Genomic DNA, 17,615 nt, shown 5'->3' with positions numbered 1-17,615 from the left:
AACGTACACTGCGAGTGTAAATAAACACCCGCCACGACAGAGGGATGGGTGATGGAGCGCGGCCTCGAACTGCACCACATCGGCGTCCGTTTCGGCGGCCTCACCGCCCTCGACGACGTGTCCCTGCGGGTGCCACCCAACCGGGTGGTGGGCGTCATCGGGCCCAACGGCGCCGGCAAGACCACGCTGTTCAACGTGATCTGCGGCTTCGTCGCACCGGAGACGGGTTCACTCACCCTCGACGGCCGGCCGCTGCGGCCACGGCCGCACCGGCTGACCCGGCTCGGCATCGCCCGGACCCTGCAGGGCACCGGGCTCTTCGCCGGGCTGAGCGTGCTGGAGAACGTGATGACCGGCGCTTCGCACACCGCCCGTGCCGGCTTCGTCCCGGCGCTGCTCGGGCTGCCGGCCAGTGACCGCGACGAGCGCCGGCTCCGCGGGGACGCCCTGGCCATCCTCGACGAGCTGGGCATCGCCGAGCACGCCGAGGCCGCGCCGACCACCCTGCCCTTCGCCGTACGCCAGCGGGTCGCCCTGGCCCGCGCGCTCGCCGCCCGGCCCCGGCTGCTCCTGCTCGACGAGCCGGCCGGTGGCCTCGGGGCGGACGACATCGCCGAGCTGGCGGAGCTGGTCCGGCAACTGCCCCGACGGGACACCGACCCCTGCGCCGTGCTCCTGGTCGAGCACCACATGGACCTGGTGATGGCCGTCTGCGACGAGCTCGTGGTCCTCGACTTCGGCCGGGTCATCGCCGCCGGCACCCCGGACGAGATCCGCGACGACCCCGCGGTCACCGACGCGTACCTCGGTGCCACCGTCGAGGAGGCCTCCCAATGACCGCGACCGACCTGCTCGTCGTGCGGGGGCTGGTCGCCGGCTACGGTGCCGCGCCCGTGTTGCGGGCAATCGACCTCACCGTTCCGGCCGGCACCATCGCCGCGGTCGTCGGCGCCAACGGCGCCGGCAAGACCACTCTCCTGCGCGCGCTCTCCGGCATGATCCGCCCGGCCGCCGGCCAGGTCCTGCTGGCCGGTGAGGACCTTCGCGGTACGCCGGTGGAACAGCTCGTCCGACGCGGCATGGCGCACGTCCCGGAGGGCCGGGGCGTGATCAGCGAGCTGACCGTCGATGAGAACCTGCGACTGGGCGGGCTGTGGCGACGCGACCGGGCCGACGCCGGGCGGGCCCTCGACGAGGTCTACCAGCTCTTCGAGCCGCTGGCCCGACGCCGTCGGCACCTCGGTCACCAGCTCTCCGGCGGCGAGCGGCAGATGCTCGCGCTCGGTCGGGCCCTGGTCGGCCGACCCCGTCTGCTGCTGCTGGACGAGCCGTCGCTCGGCCTGGCGCCACGGGTGGTCGCCCGGACCATGGCCCTGCTCCGCCAACTGCGCGACCGCACCGGGCTGACCGTCCTGCTGGTCGAGCAGAACGTGCGCAGCGCGCTCGCCGTCGCCGACCAGGGCGTCGTGATGTCCCTCGGCCGGGTGGTGATCGCCGCCCCGGCGGTGCAGCTACGCGACGACGTCGACCTGCGCCACGCGTACCTCGGTTTCTGACCACCACCTCGTCCCCCGGAGGGAGAACTGTTGGACCGCTTCGTCTTCCTCACCGTCGACGGCCTGTCCCGGGGCGCGGTGTACGCCGCGTTCGCACTGGCCCTGGTGCTCATCTGGCGGGCGGCGCGGGTCGTCAACTTCGCCCAGGGAGCGATGGCCGTCGCCGCCGCGTACGTCGCCTACACCGTCAGCACCGCGACCGGTTCCTACTGGCTGGGCTTCGTGGTCGCGATCGTCGCCGGCCTGCTGCTCGGTGCGCTGGTGGACCGTGCGGTGATGCGGCACGTCGATCACGCCTCACCGCTCAACCCGGTGATCGTCGCGCTCGGGCTGGTGCTGCTGATCCAGGCCGTGCTCGGCATGGTGTACGGCAGCGAGTTCCGCCCCGCCGAGGCCCCGTTCAGCCGGTCCGCCCTCACCGTGGGCGGCGTCGCCGTGCTGTCCCCGTACGACCTGTTCGTCTTCGCCACGATCGGCGTGGTGGTCAGTGGCCTGGCCTGGATGTTCGCCCGTACCCCGGTGGGGTTGCGGATGCGCGCGGCGGCCTTCGCTCCGGAGGTCTCCCGGCTGCTCGGGGTCAACGTCGGTGGGATGCTGACCCTCGGTTGGGCGCTCGCCTCCGGGGTGGGCGCGTTGGCCGCCATGCTGGTCCTGCCGACCGAGCTGGGCCTGCACCCGCACGCGATGGACCTGGTGTTCGTCTCGGCGTTCACAGCGGCGGTGGTCGGCGGGCTGGACAGTCCACCGGGGGCGGTGGTCGGTGGGCTGGTGGTGGGGCTCTTGCTCTCCTACGTGAGCGGCTACGCCGGCAGTGACCTGACCCCGCTCGCGGTGCTGGTACTGCTGCTGGCGGTGCTGCTGGTCCGGCCCGGTGGGCTGTTCGCCCCGGTCGCGGCGAGGCGGGTGTGAGCGCCACGAGGGCGGCACTGCCGCCGAAGGAGCAGCTCGACGAACAGGGCGGCCGACCGGTCGACCGGCGACACGGCTCCACACTGCTGCGCCACCTCGCCGTGGTGCTGGCCGCCGGGTTGCTGCTGGTGGCGGTCAGCTACTCCGTCGAGCCGTTCCGCAACTTCCAGCTCGCCACCGTGGCCGCCTACCTCTGCGCGACCGCCGGGCTGACCGTCCTCACCGGGCTCAACGGTCAACTGTCGCTCGGGCACGGCGCGCTGATGGCCACCGGGGCGTACACAGTGGCGCTGTGCCAGACCGCGTTCGCCGACCGGGGAATGACCGGCGGCTGGCTGTTGCCGCTGTCGTTGGCTGCGGCGATCGTCAGCACTGTCGCGGTCGGCGCTGTGGTCGGTGTGGCAGCGGCCCGGCTGCGCGGTCCCTATCTGGCCGGGGTCACCCTCGCGGTTGCCGTTGTGGTGCCGGCGCTGGCGGTCACCTTCGACGGCGTGTTCAACGGCGAGCAGGGGCTGTCGGTGCCCGTGGAGCCGCCGCCGCTGTCGCTCGGCCCGTACTTCCCCTACGAGCGGTGGCAGCTTTGGGTCACCGGCGCGGCCACCCTGCTCGCGTTGCTGCTGTTGGCGAACCTGATCCGCAGCCGGTACGGGCGTACCTTCCGGGCGGTCCGCGACGACGAGGTGGCGGCCCGCCTCGCCGGCATCCACGTGGCCCGCACCCAGGTCCTCGCGTTCGTGGTCAGCGCCGCCACCGCCGGGCTCGGCGGCGCGCTGCTGGCGGTGCTCGCGCAGAGCGTCTCACCCGGGGCGTTCTCGCTGACCCTGTCGCTGTTCCTGCTGATGGCCGTCGTGATCGGTGGCCTGGGTCGACTGACCGGCGCGCTGTGGGGGGCCGTCCTGCTGGTCGCCCTGCCCGATCTGACCCACTCGGTGACCGAGATGCTCACGCTCTCACCCGCGGTGGCGCAGCGGCTGGAGGGCAACCTCCCCCTGGCGATCTTCGGACTCACCCTGATCGTCGTCATGATCGCCGCCCCCGGCGGTGTGCAGGGTCTGCTGTCGCGTCTCGGCCGGGCGCTACTGGCCAGGCGGCCGACCCGGCGTTCCTGAGCTGTCCTCGGTCCGGCCTCGGCCGGGCGCCCCACCACCACACCGTTCCCACAGACAACCGGACCGAGAAAGGTCGGTGTTTCCCATGCACCGTAAAGCGCATCGCGGCCTCGCGATCGCCAGCACCCTTGCCCTGCTCATCACCGCAGCCGGCTGTAGCGGCGACGACGGCCCCGGCTCCGGCGGGGCGTCGGTGCCGGGCGTCACCGACACCGAGATCGTCGTCGGCACCCACATGCCGCTGACCGGTCCGGCCTCGGCCGGCTACTCGAAGATCGCCCCGGCGACGAAGGCGTACTTCGACTACGTCAACGCCAACGGCGGAGTGCACGGCCGCAAGATCACCTACAAGATCATGGACGACGGTTACAACCCGGCGAACACCCAGCAGGTGGTCCGTCAGCTCGTCCTCCAGGACAAGGTCTTCGCCGTCCTCAATGGTCTGGGCACGCCGACGCACACCGGTGTGCTCGACTTCCTCAAGAGCAACCGGGTGCCCGATCTGTTCGTCGCCTCCGGCAGCCGCAGCTGGGACCAGCCGGACAAGTATCCGGGCACGTTCGGGTTCAACCCGGACTACACGGTCGAGGGCAAGATCCTCGCCAACTACGCGAAGGCGAACCTGGCCGGCCAGAAGGTCTGCTTCCTCGGTCAGGACGACGACTTCGGCCGGGACAGCCTGGCCGGCGTGGAGAAGGTGCTCGGCGCCGGTGCCGTTGCGGTCAAGCAGACGTACGTCACCAGCAACACCAACGTGGCGCCACAGATCGGCGCGTTCAAGGCGGCCGGCTGCCAGGTCGTCGTGCTCGCCACAGTGCCCGGATTCACCGCGCTCTCCGTCGGCACTGCGGCACGGCTGGGTTTCAAGCCGCAGTGGCTGGTCTCCAACGTCGGCGCCGACCACCCGACCCTGGCCAAGCAGCTCGGCGCCGCCGCGCCGCTGCTGGAGGGCATGGTCGGCACCAACTACCTCCCGATGCAGAACGACACCGCGAACCCGTGGATCCAGCTCTTCACGAAGGTCAACAAGGAGCACAACGGGGACGCGCCGTTCGACGGCAACACCGTCTACGGCATGTCGGTCGGCTACCTCTTCGTGCAGGTGCTGCTCGCCGCCGGCAAGGACCTCACCCGGGAGAAGGTGCTGGACGCCGTGCAGAAGGGCGGCTACCAGGGCCCAGGGCTGGTGCCGCTGCGCTTCTCTGCCACTGACCACTCCGGGTACGGCGGTCAGCGCCTGAGCCGGGTGAGTGGGGGAGTGCAGAGCTACTTCGGGCCGGCGTACGAGACGGACGAGGCGGACGGGGCGGTCAACGAGTACACCGCCACCCCGGCCGCGCCGCCGGCGAACGGGGTGCCGACCGTCTCCTGAGGGCCCCGCAGCGCCGACGTCCGACCGGGCGTGGTCCCGCCTGACCACGTCCGGTCGGACGGCTGCGCTCGTGCTGCCGCGTGGCCTGCCGGCCGATCGTCGGAGGCGTTGACCGATACCGATCGACGCTCCTACTATCTGCACCGTGAATGCATATTCGGACCGGCTTGCGGGCCGGGTCGCCATCGTCACCGGCGCCAGTCGCGGGATCGGTCTGGCCATCGCCCAACGCCTCGTCGCCGAAGGCGCGCGGGTGGGCCTGACCGCCCGCCGCCCCGAGGGGCTGGCCGAGGCGGTCGCCACCCTGGGCGGTCCGGCACACGCCCTGTCGGTGCCGGGCCGGGCCGACGATCCCGAGCATCGGGTCGCAGCGGTCAGCCAGGTGAGCGCGGCGTTCGGGCCGGTGGACCTGCTGGTCAACAACACCGGCATCAACCCGGTGCACGGCCCGCTGGTCGAGCTGGACCTGGCCGCGGCCCGCAAGATCCTCGACGTGAACGTGGTCGCCGCGCTCGGCTGGGTGCAGGAGGTCTGCGCCGCCGGCATGAGCGAGCGCGGCGGCTGCGTCGTCAACGTCTCGTCGATCGCCGGGCTCGGTCCGTCGCCCGGCATCGCCTGCTACGGGGTCAGCAAGGCCGCGCTCAACCACCTCACCGCCAGCCTCGCCGTGGAGCTGGGGCCGACGGTCCGGGTCAACGCGGTCGCCCCCGGCGTGGTGAAGACCCGCTTCGCCGCCGCCCTCTACGACGGGCGGGAGGCCGAGGTCGCCGCGCGGTACCCGCTCGGGCGCCTCGGTCTGCCGTCGGACGTGGCGGGCGCGGTCGCCTTCCTGGCCTCCGACGACGCCAGTTGGATCACCGGGCAGACCATCGTCTGCGACGGCGGCGTCTCGCTGACCGGCCGGGCCGGATGAGGGCGTCGGCGGAGCGTCCGGAGCCGCTGATCAACGGCTGTCTAGACTCGGCGGTGCGTCGGGGGACGCCGTGGCGGTGAGGGGGCGAGGGCGGATGGACGGGGTCGATGTGGCGGGCCGGGTCGACGGGCGCACCGCCCGCGCCGAGCGGACCCGCGCGGCCATCGTCGAGGCGCACCTCGCGCTCATCTCCGAGGGCGACCTCCGCCCGACCGGGGAACGCATCGCCGAGCGGGCCGGCATCTCGCTGCGCACCCTCTGGACCAACTTCAAGGACATGGAGACGCTCTTCGAGGCCAGCGGCGCGGAGGTGCTCCGCCAGCAGGACGCCGCCTACCGGCCGATCTCGACCGGGCTGCCGTTGGCGAAGCGGGTCGACGCGTACTGCCGGCAGCGAGCTCGACTGCTCCAGCTCATCGCGCCGTCGGCGCGGGCCGCCCAGATGCGTGAGCCGGTCTCCGAACAGCTGCACCGCAACCGTCTCAAGCACATCGAGCGGGTCCGCGACGAGGTCGAGGAGCTTTTCGCCGTCGAGCTGGCCGAGGCCGGGCCGGGGCGGGAGCAGTTGCTCAACGCCCTGGTGGCGGCGAGCACCTGGCAGGCCTGGTCGATGCTGCGCTACGGGCTCGGTCTCGGCGTGGACCAGGCCCGCGCGGTGATGGCCCGGACCGTGGGCGCCCTGCTGGCCGAGGTCGCGCCCGACTGATTCCGGCCCGGCCCGATATCGCCCCCTCTTTCCATTCGGTTTCCGATGGGTAACACTGGCAGGCATGGTTACTGCATCAAGAGTGCAACTAACCGTGCTGCGTGGCCGGGACGACGAGTGCCGGGCTGTCCGGAGCCTGCTCGACGGCATGACCAACGCCGGCGGTGCCCTGCTGTTGCGCGGAGAGCCCGGATCGGGCCGGACGGCGCTTCTCGGCTACGCCCATCGGCACGCCGAGAGTCGCTGCACAGTGCTCGCCGGCAGCGGGCTCGCCGAGGAGGCCGCCCTGCCGTACGCCGGCCTGCAACGCCTGGTCGACCCGGTGCTCGACCGGGCCGCCGCGCTCCCCGGCGAGCAGCGCCAACTGCTACGGCGCGCACTGGGCGGGGAGAGCTGCCCGGCCGACCGGCAGCTGACCCTGTCGATGGCCGTGCTCGGGCTGCTCGCCGCCGCCGCCCGGGACCGGCCGTTGCTCGCCACCATGGACGACATCGACCGAGGGGACCCGCAGACCGCGCAGGTGCTGGCGTTCGTGGCCCGCCGACTGCGGCACCTGCCGCTCGCCGTCCTGCTCACCGCGGACGTCACCGCCAACCTCGACGGAATACCGGCGCACCGGCTGCGTGCGTTGACCGAGCACGAGAGCGGCGCGGTCCTCACCGATCGACTCGATCGGCTGACCGAACGCGAGGGCGGCGACCGGCTTCCCGACCGGCCAGCCGCGTCGGCCCTGACCGCGCTGGCCACGATCGGCGGCGGCAACCCGCAGGCCCTGGTGGACCTCGCCGAGGTGCTCACCGCAGGGCAGTGGCGGGGCGAGGAGTCGTTGCCCGCCGCGCCACCGGCGGACGGAGCGCTGGGTCGCTCGTACCGAACCCGGCTGGACCGGCTGCCCCCGGAGACCCGACGGGTGCTGTTGCTCGCCGCGCTCGACGAGGACGGGGAGCCGGGCACAGTGATCCGGGCCGCGGCGGCCGCCGGCGCCGAGGTCGAGGCGCTCGCCCCGGCGGAGGTCGCCGGCCTGGTACGCGTCGAGCAACGCGGCGTCACCTTTCCGCAGCCGCTGGTCCGCACGATGATCGCGGCCAGCGCGCCGCTCGCGGAGCGCCGCGCGGCGCACCGACTGCTCGCCGAGGTGCTGGTCGCGGACGGGCAGCGGCTGCGCCGGGCGATGCACCTCGCCGCCGCGACCGCGGGTGCCGATCCGGCCCTCGCCGCCGAGCTGGAACAGGCGGCGGTCGGCGGACCCGACGGCTGGGCCGCCGCCTCGGTGGCCCTGCGGTGGGCCGCCGAACTGAGCGACCATCCGAGGCTGACCACCACCCGTCTGCTGACCGCAGCCCGCTACGCCTGGGCCGGGGGGCAACCCGACGAGGCCCGGCTGCTGCTCGACCGCCTCCGCGCGGTCTGCGTAGACCCGGTCGTTCGAGGCCGCGCCGACCTGCTCCGCGGTGAGCTGGAGTTGCGCTGCGGTACCGCGTCGAGTGCGTCGGCCACGCTGCTGGCCGCAGCCGCGGCGGTGGACGGCACCGACCGCGCCCTGGCGTTGACCGGGCTGGTGCGGGCCGGCGAGGCGGTCTGCTTCACCGGCGACCAGTACCGGTACGCCGAGGTCGGCCGGCGGTCGCTGGCGTTGCGGCGCCCAGACGACCCGCCGGCCCTGGAGGTCATGGGCTGTCTGATCGCCGGGGTGGCCGCGACCCTGCGGGGCGACCACGAGCGAGCCGGGCCCGTGCTGCGCCGCGCCGTGGTGCTGGGCGACCGGCTGACCGGTTGGGCGTTGACCCCCACCGCGCTCAGCTGCGCCGCGGCGGCCGGACTGCTGGTGGCCGTGGACGGCGCGGCCCACCGGCTCGCCGAACGCGCCGTCGAGCTGGCCCGGGAACGGGGTGAGCTGTCCATGCTGTCGCGGGCGTTGGAACTGCGGGCGGTCGCCGAGTACTGGCTGGGTCGACACGAGGCGGCGGCGGAGACCTCCCGCGACGGGCTGCGCGTCGCCCGGGCAACCGGGCAGGTCAACTGCGCCAACGTCCATCTGGGCATGCTCGCCGTCCTCGCCGCGATCCGGGCCGATCGGGAGACCAGCCTGCGGCGGATCCGCGAGATCGGCGAGTCGCCGACGCCGGGCAGCCGCCCGCACGCGCTCGCCGCGTGGGCCCTGGCGGTGCTCGACCTGGTCGACGGCCGGCACGCCGAGGCCGCGGAGCGGTTGGCGTCGCTGGCTCGGCTCGGCACGCGTCGAGGTCAGATCCTCGTGCAGGTGATGGCCACCCCGTACCTGGTGGAGGCGGCGGCACACCTGGCGCACCGGCCGGCGGCGACGGCCGCGCTCGCCGCGTTCGACAGGTGGGCCAGCAGCACCGCGAGCCCGTTGCGCCGGGCCCTCTCCGCGCGGTGTCACGCACTGCTCGCCCCTCGGGGCGGCACCGAGGCGGAACGGGACTTCCAGGCGGCGCTGCGCCTGCACCCGACCGAGGCCGGCACGTTCGAGCGGGCCCGCACCGAACTGCTCTTCGGCCAGGAGCTGCGCCGCAGTCGACGCCCTCGTGACGCGCGGACGCACCTGCACCAGGCCCGCGAGATGTTCAGCCTGCTCGGGGTGGAGTGCTGGGCCGAGCAGGCCACCACGGAGCTGCGGGCGGCCGGGGAGTCGATCGGTCCGCCGGACCTGCCCGCGGCGCGGTTGTTGACCGGCCAGCAACTGCGGATCGCCGAGCTGGTCGCCGAGGGCGCCACCAACCGGGAGATCGCCGCCCGGATGTTCCTCTCCACCCGTACGGTCGACCATCACCTGCGCAACGTGTTCCACCGGCTGGGCATCCGTTCGCGGACCGAGCTGGCCCGCGCGTTCACCGCCGAGCGGCACGTCGGTCTGGCCTCAGACCGGTGAACGTCCGGTCTGGACGCGTTTAACTATCACCGCTAGTTTGAGCGTCATGGACCTCACCCTCTCCGCCGAGCAGGCGGCGGTCCGCCAACTGGCCGCCGAGTTCGCCGACCGCGAGCTGCTGCCGCACGCCGCCGCCTGGGATCGCCGCGAATCGGTCGACCCCGCCATCGTCGGCATGCTCGGTGACCTGGGCTTCCTGGGGCTGACCATCGCCGAGACCGACGGCGGTTCCGGCGGCGACCACCTCGCGTACTGCCTGGTCCTGGAGGAGTTGGGCCGGGGCGACTCGGCGGTGCGCGGCATCGTCTCGGTCTCCCTCGGCCTGGTGGCGAAGTCGATCGCCGCGCACGGGAGCGCGGAACAGCGGGCCGAGTGGCTACCGAGGCTCTGCGCCGGCAGCGCACTCGGATGCTTCGCGCTGACCGAGCCGGACAGCGGCTCGGACGCGGCCGCCCTGCGCACCCGTGCGGTCCGCGACGGCACCGACTGGCTGCTCACCGGCACGAAGACGTTCATCACCAACGGCACCACCGCCGACGTCGCGCTGGTCTTCGCCCGCACCGGCGGCCCCGGGCACCGAGGAATCACCGCGTTCCTGGTGCCCACCGACAGCCCCGGGCTGACCCGGCGGGAAATCCACGGCAAGCTCGGCCTGCGCGGTCAGGCCACCGGCGAGCTGGGCTTCGACGAGGTGCGCGTGCCCGACACGGCCCGCCTCGGCGCCGAGGGCGCCGGATTCCGGCTGGCCCTGGCCACCCTCGCCAAGGGTCGGATGTCGGTGGCCGCCGGGTGCGTCGGCATCGCCCAGGGCTGCCTCGACGCGGCGGTCGGTTACGCCGGGCAGCGCACCCAGTTCGGCAAGCCGATCGCCGGGCACCAACTCGTCCAACAACTGCTGGCCGCCATCGCGGTGGACACCGCCGCCGCCCGGCTGCTGGTCTGGCAGGTCGCCGACCTGATCGACCGCGGCCAGCCGTTCGCCACCGAGGCGTCGATGGCCAAGCTCTTCGCCAGTGAGGCCGCCGTCCGCGCGGCCAACAACGCGGTCCAGGTCTTCGGCGGGTACGGCTACATCGACGAGTACCCGGTCGGTAAGTATCTGCGCGATGCCCGGGTGGCCACGCTCTACGAGGGCACCAGTCAGATTCAGCAACTCCTCATCGGACGTGCGCTCACCGGCGTCAACGCCTTCTAGTAGCTGTAGGGAGATCCGGCATGAGAGTCTTCACCTCATTCGAGGAGTTGGCCGCCGCGACCGGCGAGAGCCTCGGGCCCGGTCCGTGGCAGCGCGTCGAGCAGAGCCGCGTCGACCTCTTCGCCGACGCCACCGACGACCACCAGTGGATCCATCTCGACCCGGTCCGAGCCGCGGCGGGGCCGTTCGGCGGGACGATCGCACACGGGTACCTCACCCTGTCGCTGTTGCCGGCGTTGGCGAGCGGGCTCTACCGGGTCGAGGGGGTGGCGATGGGCGTCAACTACGGACTGAACCGGGTGCGCTTCCCCGCGCCGCTGCGGGTCGGCGCCGCCGTACGCGCCACCGCCACCATTGCCGACGTGTCGCCGGTGAGCGGCGGTGTGCAGCTGGTCGTGACGGTCACCGTGGAGAGCGACAGCGGCGGCAAGCCCGTCTGCGTGGCCGAAACCGTGAGCCGGCTCTACCACGCCGTGGAGCAGTGACCCTCCGCAGGCTGACGGGGCGGCGACGGATCCCGTCGCCGCCCCGTCACCGCACCCCCGTAGCGGTCGATGCGGAGGGAGATGGTCCTGGTCCTCGCCGACTCGATACCGGCGGCGACCGCGAGGGCCGCGAATCGATGACGCACCGAACGTTGGGCCCCGAGGCGAACTGCCGAAACGGGCCCCATTCAGTCGCGCTAGCGAAATCGTAATCGAATAAGAGTCCCCCTTGTCTATCCGGGATTGCGTGACGCCCCCCGTACCCAGGACGACCATCAGTGCTGTGGGTAAACAGCGCCGGTGCCGTTTCTGGCGTGCATCACACACCCCCTCCCGGTCCTCCTCCGTGTCGTTGATCGCGTTGAGTCGTCGCACGCCAAGTTGCGCTGTGGCTGCTACCCGACACTCGCCGATCGACGTCCACGGAACTAGATATAGTCCCGTATGGATTGTTTGCCAATCATGTCGCCAGGCTGACAAACAACTCTGTGACGGGGGACAACGTGGGAAGACCTGAGCGGCCGCTCGACCCGGAGGCAGGCGCACTGGAGCGGTTTGCCCTCGACCTGCGCCAGCTGCGGACAAAGGCGGGTTCGCCGACCTACCGTCAACTGGCCAGGCGCGCGCACTTCTCGGTGACCACACTGGCGAAGGCGGCCAGCGGCGACACCGTGCCGAGCCTTCAGGTGACACTGGCGTACGTGGCCGCCTGCGACGGCGATCCGGCCGAATGGACCGAACGGTGGCACAGCCTGATCGCAAGCGTGACGTCCGCCGAGACGGTGGGGGTCAGCCGCGGGCCGTACTGGGGAATGGCAGCGTTTCAGCCGGAAGACTCAGAATGGTTCTTCGGACGCGAGCACCTGGTGGCTCAGCTCTGTGAAATGCTCACCCGCCGCCGGTTCGTCGCGGTTTTCGCCCCGTCCGGTGCGGGCAAGTCATCCCTGCTACGAGCGGGTCTGATAGCGGCAGTGGTCGAGAATCCGGTCAAGGGTCAGCCGGCCTGGGCCACGGTGCTGATGACGCCCGGCGAACATCCCATCGAAGAGCTCGCGTTCCAGCTCGTCAATGAGCAGGACCTGGCTCGTGACACGATCCAGCGCCACCTGGCCGATGATCCGGCCAGCATTCGCGGAATGATCGAGCAGATTCTCAATTCGCGTCCATCGGTCGCGAACATGCTCATCGTGGTGGACCAGTTCGAGGAGCTCTTCACGCTCTGCCGGGACGAGGAGGAGCGATCGGGGTTCATTGCCGCGCTGCTCGCCGCAGCGGAGATCCCCAGGGTGCGCGTGGTGCTGGGAGTGCGGGCCGACTTCTATGGTCGGTGTGCCGCCTATCCGGCCCTGGTGGCCGCTCTCCATGAGCACCAGCTGTTGATCGGCCCGATGGACGATGAGGATCTGCGTCGGACGATCACCGGCCCCGCGGAGCGCGCCGGGTTGCTGGTGGATCCGGCGTTGGTGGAGATGGCCGTGGCAGACGTTGGCGGTCAGACAAGTGCGCTACCGCTGCTGTCCCATGCACTCTTGGAGACGTCGCGCCTGCGGCAGGGCAAGCGGATCACGCTGGCCCACTACCGCGAGTCAGGCGGCGTGAACGGCGCCATCACCCGTACCGCTGAAGGGGTGTACGCGCAGTTCGATGAGGGGCAGCGAGGGCTGGCACGGGACATCTTCCTGCGCCTGACCGCCCTCGGCGACGGCACCGAGGACACCCGACGCCGGGCACCCCTCGCCGAGTTGGTGGGCGGGGTGGACCCCTTGGCCGCGGCTGGGGTACTGGCCAGGTTGACGGCCGCGCGGCTGGTCATGGCGGACGAGAAGGGCGTCATGGTGGCCCACGAGGCCCTGATCCAGGAGTGGCCCCGGCTGCGTCGCTGGCTGACCGAAGATCGGGAGCTGCTGCGCTCGCACCGCAGGCTGACAGAGGCTGCCGCCGAGTGGGATCGGCACGACCGCGTGGACGGATTCCTGTATCGGGGGGTCCAGTTGGCGCTCTGGGGAACGCGCCAGGTGATGGACCTCAGTGACCTGGAACGGGACTTTCTGGAGACCAGCCGTGCACGCGAGAGCCGGCACCGGGCAGCCCGACGGCGGCGGAGCAGGGTGGCATTGACCGGGCTCGCGGCAACAGTTGTCGTGGTGAGCGTCCTCGCGGCAGTGGCACTGGTGCAGGCGAACCGGGCGGCCGCCGAACGAGACCTCGCTGTTTCCCGGCAGCTGACGGTCGAGGCCGACAACCAACTCCAGATCGATCCGCGGCAGGCGCAGCGCCTCGCCAGACGCGCTCTGACCACCCGCCCGACCGTCGGTGCGGAGATGGTGCTCCGCCAGGCCGCCGTCGACGACCGGCTGCAGGCGATTGTGCCGATGAGCAGCAAGAAGGCCTTGGGCGTGGCGTTCAGTCCGGACGGAAGGCGGGTGGCGGCCACCGGGACGGACGGCGAGGTGCGGGTGTGGACCTGGGCCGGGCACGGCGTCTCCGGACCGGGCCAGGCTCTCACCGGCGGACCCGAGGGACAGCTCTGGAGCCCGATGTTCAGCCCGGACGGGAAGCGACTGGTCACCGCCGGCTCGGACGGCACCGTCCGGATCTGGCAGGTCGATGGAAGCGCTGGGCCCATCGTCCTCCGCGGACACGAGGGCCCGGTCTGGGGAGTGGCCTTCAGCCCCGACGGACGGTTGATCGCCAGCGCTGGCGAGGACACCACCGTTCGGGTCTGGGATGCCCGCGGCGACGAACGACCGGTGGTGCTGCGTGGGCACACGAAGGTCGCGGTCGGTGTGGCCTTCAGCCCCGACGGGCGCCAGTTGGCCAGCAGTGGCCACGACGCGACGGTACGGCTCTGGGATCTGGCCGCGCGATCCACCAGAACGGTCCTCACCGGGCCACGCGAGGCCACCAGGACGTTGGTGTTCAGCCAGGACGGCACCCGCCTGGCCTGCTCCAGCGCCGACGGTACGGCCTGGGTCTGGCCGCTGACCGGGTCGGCGGCCCCGGTGGTGCTGCGTGGGCATGAGGGCACTGTGGAAGGGCTCGCGCTGAGCCCGGACGAGCAGTGGTTCGCGACCACCAGTGACGATCTGACCGTACGGATCTGGAACGCCAACGGCGCTGGTGACCCGTTGGTGTTGCGCGGCCACACCAACCGGGTCTGGGCGTTGGCGTTCAGCCCGGACGGATCCCGGCTGGTGAGCGCGGCCGATGACGGCACGCTACGGATCTGGGACCCGGGCAGCGATCGTCTGATCCTGCGGGGCCACAAGAAAGCCACCTGGTCCGCCGCGTTCACCCCGGACGGGCAGCGGGTGGTCAGCGGCGGCGAGGACGGCACGGTACAGGTCTGGAACCTGGCCACACCGGCCGAGCCCCGGGTGCTCGGCCGCCACGACGGCGACGTCTACGGTCTCACCGTGAGTTCGGACGGGGCGAGTGTGGCCACCGGCGGCCGCGACGGCAGCGTGCGAGTCTGGGACCTCGCCGGCAGACACGATCCTGTGGTGCTTCGCGGGCACGAGAAGCAGGCGTGGATCGCCGACTTCAGCCCTGACGGCCGTCGCCTGGCCAGCGTCAGCAACGACAGGAGCCTACGAATCTGGGACCTCACCGGCCGGAGTGCCCCGGTGGTCCATCGAGCCGCCGAAGAGATCCGGTACGCCGCCTTCAGCCCGGACGGCCGGAAGGTCGCCACAGCTGGCGCGGAGGGCACCCTACGGATCTGGGACGCTCTCGGCACGGCCGAACCACTACTACTTCCCGGTCATGAGGGATTGGTATGGGCCGTGGCCTTCAGCCCGGACGGACAACGGGTCGCCAGTGCCGGCTTCGACGGCACCGTGCAGATCCACTCCGTCACGAGCGGCATCGCGCCTATGGTGTTGCGAGGACACGAGGGGCCGGTCTGGCACGTGTCGTTCAGCCCGGACGGGCAATGGGTGCTCAGTTCTGGAAAGGACGGCACCGCTCGGCTGTGGCGCGCTTCGGAGGCCGCGCGGTCCGTGACCTTCGGGGGATTCGGTGCCTCCGTGGAGACCGTCGACTTCAGCCCGGACGGCGAGCGGCTCGTCTCGACGCATGACGACGGCACCGTACGCGTCTGGCCCTGCCGGGCGTGTGCTCCGGTCCAGAACCTGCTGGAGCCGTGACCAGGGAAGGTGGGCCGTTCAGGCCCGCGCTGAGTGGAGCACCGAGCCCAGCCAGCGCAGCTGACGCCGGACGTGCACGGCCTCGCCGCCCTCATGACCGTTGAACGGGTAGACGTGCATCTCCCGCTCGGGCGGCACCGGCTTCCCGTTCGCGGCGCCGTAGTGGTTGTAGGCGGCGAAGGCGGTTCGCGGTGGGCAGACGGTGTCGCGTTGGCCGACTCCGAAATGTGCCGGCGCCGTCGCCCGGCGCGCGAAGCTCACGCCGTCGACATAGGACAGGGTGCGCCACACCGCCTCCTCGGCCTCCCGGTGCACCGCCAGGTACCGGGCGATCTCGCCGTACGGCGCGAGGTCGGTGAGCGCGACGGCCCGGCGCATGTCGCACAGGAACGGGGCGGTGGTCAGTACCGCGCTGAGGTCCTCGACGAGACCCGCCACCGCCAGGGCGATGCCACCGCCCTGGCTGTTGCCGATCACGGTGACCCGGTCACCCGCGGCCCCCGGCAGCGCGCGGACCGCCTCGACCGCCCGCACCGCGTCAGTGATCAGGCGGCGGTAGTGGTAGTCGCGCGGATCGAGGATCCCCCAGGTGGCCGGCCAGGGCCCGCCGGGCGCGCCGTGCGGGTCGGGGGTGTCCCCGGCGCCGTGCTGCCCCGCCTGGCCCCGGTTGTCCATCAACAGGTGCGCGTACCCGGCAACGGCCCAGGTCGGCCGTTCGTGGGGCAGGCCCCGCCCGCGACCGTAGCCGGCGTACTCGACAACGGCCGGCAGCGGCTCGCGAACCCCGGCCGGGCGGGTGTACCAGGCGCGGACCGGGTCACCGCCGAAGCCGGCGAACGTGACGTCCCAGGAGTCGAGCAGCCGCAGGTCGGTGGGTTCGGGGCGGACGTCGACGAGCACCGGCACGGCGGCCGCCTCGGCGAGCGTGTCCCGCCAGAACTCGTCGAAGTCATCGGGTTCGGCGACCTCGGGTGCGTACCGCTGAAGGTCGTCGAAGGTGAAGGCGGAGTGGGGCACGGGTCCTCGCAGGGGCCGGGGTCAGTGCGGGTGGGCGGGGGGCGCGGTGCTCTCCCGGACGACCAGCTCGGTCACCAGGTCGATCCGGCTGGTCGCCGGCTCGTTCCCCCTGGTCAGGTCGAGCAACATCTGGGTGGCGATGCCGGCCATGTCACGCAACGGCTGGTTGATCGTGGTGAGGGCCGGGTCGGTCCAGGCCGAGACCGGCAGGTTGTCGTACCCGATCACCGAGAGGTCCTCGGGCACTCGCAGGCCGCACTGACGGGCGGCCCGGAGCACCCCCATGGCCTGGATGTCCGACCCGGCGAAGATCGCCGTGGGTCGGTCCGGCCGCTGGAGCAGTTGCAGCCCGTGGGCGTGCCCCGCTCCGGCGGAGAAACTGCCGTAGCGGATCAGCTCGCGGTCGACCACTATTCCGGCTTCGTCGTGGGCCGACTGGAAGCCGGCGGCCCGGGCTCTGCTGCACAGCACGTCGGGTGGCCCGGAGATGATGGCGATCCGTCGGTGCCCCAGCTCCAGCAGGTGCCGGGCGGCGAGCAGACCGCCGTTCCAGTTGTTCGACCCGACGGTCGGCACGGAGGCCGAGGTGGCACTGTCCGTGTCGACGACGACGAACGGAATGCCCTGCCGGCGCAGGTGCTGCTGTTGGGCCTCGGCCAGGTGGGAGAGGACGAACACCACGCCCAGGGGGCGGTCGGCGAGTAACGCCTCCAGCCATCGTGCCGGCGGGCGGTGCGCGCCGTCGAGCTGGGCGATCGACAGCCCGATGCCGGCGGCGGAGGTCACCGCCTCGACGCCCCGCAGGATCTCCATCGCCCAACCCGTGTCGAACTCGTGGAACACGAGGTCCACCCGGCCGCCGCTGGTCGCGTGTCGCCGGGCGCGGCGCTGGTACTGGTGGCGGTCGAGGCTCGCCTCCACCCGGGCTCTGGTGCCGGGGGCGACATCGCCGCGTCCGTTGAGGACCTTGGACACGGTCGCGACCGATACGCCGACATCGTTGGCGATGGTCGCGATGGTGGTGGAGGCGGGTGGGTCGAGCGGGCGGTGCTCTGTCATCGCGGCCTCATACAACATCCGAAAGTTTCGGGCGACCTTAACACGATGAGACATTCACGCCAGTGGGTGCCGCACTCGGGCTGGGCATTCACGGGACATTGCGCGGCTTCTCGGCGACTGAGCGCTGATCGTGGGGTCACCGTGTGCAGGATCCGCCCCCTGGTAGTCCGATTGAGACTCTTGACAGGCATCGATGGGACACTTAGGTTGCCGAAAAGGTTACGCAGGTTTCCGGAAAGTTTCGGATCGTGAGATA

At 71.8% G+C, this 17,615-nt stretch carries 13 protein-coding genes; 11 read left to right on the top strand and 2 right to left on the bottom strand.

The window, feature by feature from the left end:
• Positions 1-51 precede the first annotated feature (51 nt).
• The 11 genes from MED15_RS01730 (at position 52) to MED15_RS01680 (ending at position 15,283) form a co-directional block, all read left to right on the top strand.
• Positions 52-837, top strand: a complete 786-nt coding sequence (locus MED15_RS01730) for an ABC transporter ATP-binding protein (protein WP_112589455.1) — start codon at positions 52-54, stop codon at positions 835-837.
• Positions 834-1,556, top strand: a complete 723-nt coding sequence (locus tag MED15_RS01725; protein WP_030490741.1) for an ABC transporter ATP-binding protein — start codon at positions 834-836, stop codon at positions 1,554-1,556. The genes MED15_RS01730 and MED15_RS01725 overlap by 4 nt, the downstream gene beginning before the upstream one ends.
• A gap of 30 nt (positions 1,557-1,586) precedes the next feature.
• Positions 1,587-2,465 carry a branched-chain amino acid ABC transporter permease gene (locus tag MED15_RS01720; RefSeq protein ID WP_112698092.1) on the top strand — a complete coding sequence of 293 codons (879 nt, stop codon included), beginning with the start codon at positions 1,587-1,589 and terminating at the stop codon, positions 2,463-2,465.
• Positions 2,462-3,574 (top strand): branched-chain amino acid ABC transporter permease, encoded by a 1,113-nt coding sequence (locus MED15_RS01715; protein ID WP_112698091.1) that lies wholly within the window; start codon positions 2,462-2,464, stop codon positions 3,572-3,574. Before MED15_RS01720 ends, MED15_RS01715 begins: the two co-directional genes overlap by 4 nt.
• Before the next feature lie 85 nt (positions 3,575-3,659).
• Complete coding sequence (locus tag MED15_RS01710) at positions 3,660-4,946, top strand: ABC transporter substrate-binding protein (RefSeq protein ID WP_112589459.1); 1,287 nt, start codon at positions 3,660-3,662, stop codon at positions 4,944-4,946.
• A gap of 145 nt (positions 4,947-5,091) precedes the next feature.
• On the top strand, positions 5,092-5,859 hold the full coding sequence (locus tag MED15_RS01705; RefSeq protein WP_112605524.1) for an SDR family oxidoreductase: 768 nt from the start codon (positions 5,092-5,094) through the stop codon (positions 5,857-5,859).
• 94 nt (positions 5,860-5,953) lie between these two features.
• Complete coding sequence (locus tag MED15_RS01700) at positions 5,954-6,565, top strand: TetR/AcrR family transcriptional regulator (protein WP_112589463.1); 612 nt, start codon at positions 5,954-5,956, stop codon at positions 6,563-6,565.
• A gap of 64 nt (positions 6,566-6,629) precedes the next feature.
• Complete coding sequence (locus tag MED15_RS01695) at positions 6,630-9,455, top strand: helix-turn-helix transcriptional regulator (protein ID WP_112734639.1); 2,826 nt, start codon at positions 6,630-6,632, stop codon at positions 9,453-9,455.
• Between the two features lie 46 nt (positions 9,456-9,501).
• Entirely contained in the window at positions 9,502-10,650 is a 1,149-nt protein-coding gene (locus MED15_RS01690; protein WP_112734638.1) for an acyl-CoA dehydrogenase family protein, read from the top strand.
• A 20-nt stretch (positions 10,651-10,670) separates the two neighbouring features.
• Positions 10,671-11,135 (top strand): MaoC family dehydratase, encoded by a 465-nt coding sequence (locus MED15_RS01685; RefSeq protein WP_112589469.1) that lies wholly within the window; start codon positions 10,671-10,673, stop codon positions 11,133-11,135.
• A 503-nt stretch (positions 11,136-11,638) separates the two neighbouring features.
• On the top strand, positions 11,639-15,283 hold the full coding sequence (locus MED15_RS01680; protein WP_146766669.1) for an nSTAND1 domain-containing NTPase: 3,645 nt from the start codon (positions 11,639-11,641) through the stop codon (positions 15,281-15,283).
• An 18-nt stretch (positions 15,284-15,301) separates the two neighbouring features.
• Here the strand turns inward: MED15_RS01680 and MED15_RS01675 are convergent, their stop codons facing one another.
• Together MED15_RS01675 and MED15_RS01670 are read right to left on the bottom strand one after the other, a co-directional pair.
• Positions 15,302-16,300, bottom strand: coding sequence for an acetylxylan esterase (locus MED15_RS01675; protein ID WP_112698087.1), 999 nt, complete (start codon positions 16,298-16,300; stop codon positions 15,302-15,304).
• 21 nt (positions 16,301-16,321) lie between these two features.
• A complete protein-coding gene (locus tag MED15_RS01670) occupies positions 16,322-17,359 on the bottom strand; it encodes a LacI family DNA-binding transcriptional regulator (protein WP_112698181.1) in 1,038 nt (345 codons plus the stop codon).
• Positions 17,360-17,615 lie beyond the last annotated feature (256 nt).

The organism is Micromonospora noduli (genome assembly GCF_003264475.1).
In the GTDB taxonomy this organism is placed as follows: Bacteria; Actinomycetota; Actinomycetes; order Mycobacteriales; family Micromonosporaceae; genus Micromonospora; species Micromonospora noduli.
Note: the sequence above shows the minus strand (reverse complement) of the source record. Positions and strands in the feature narration are given on the sequence as shown.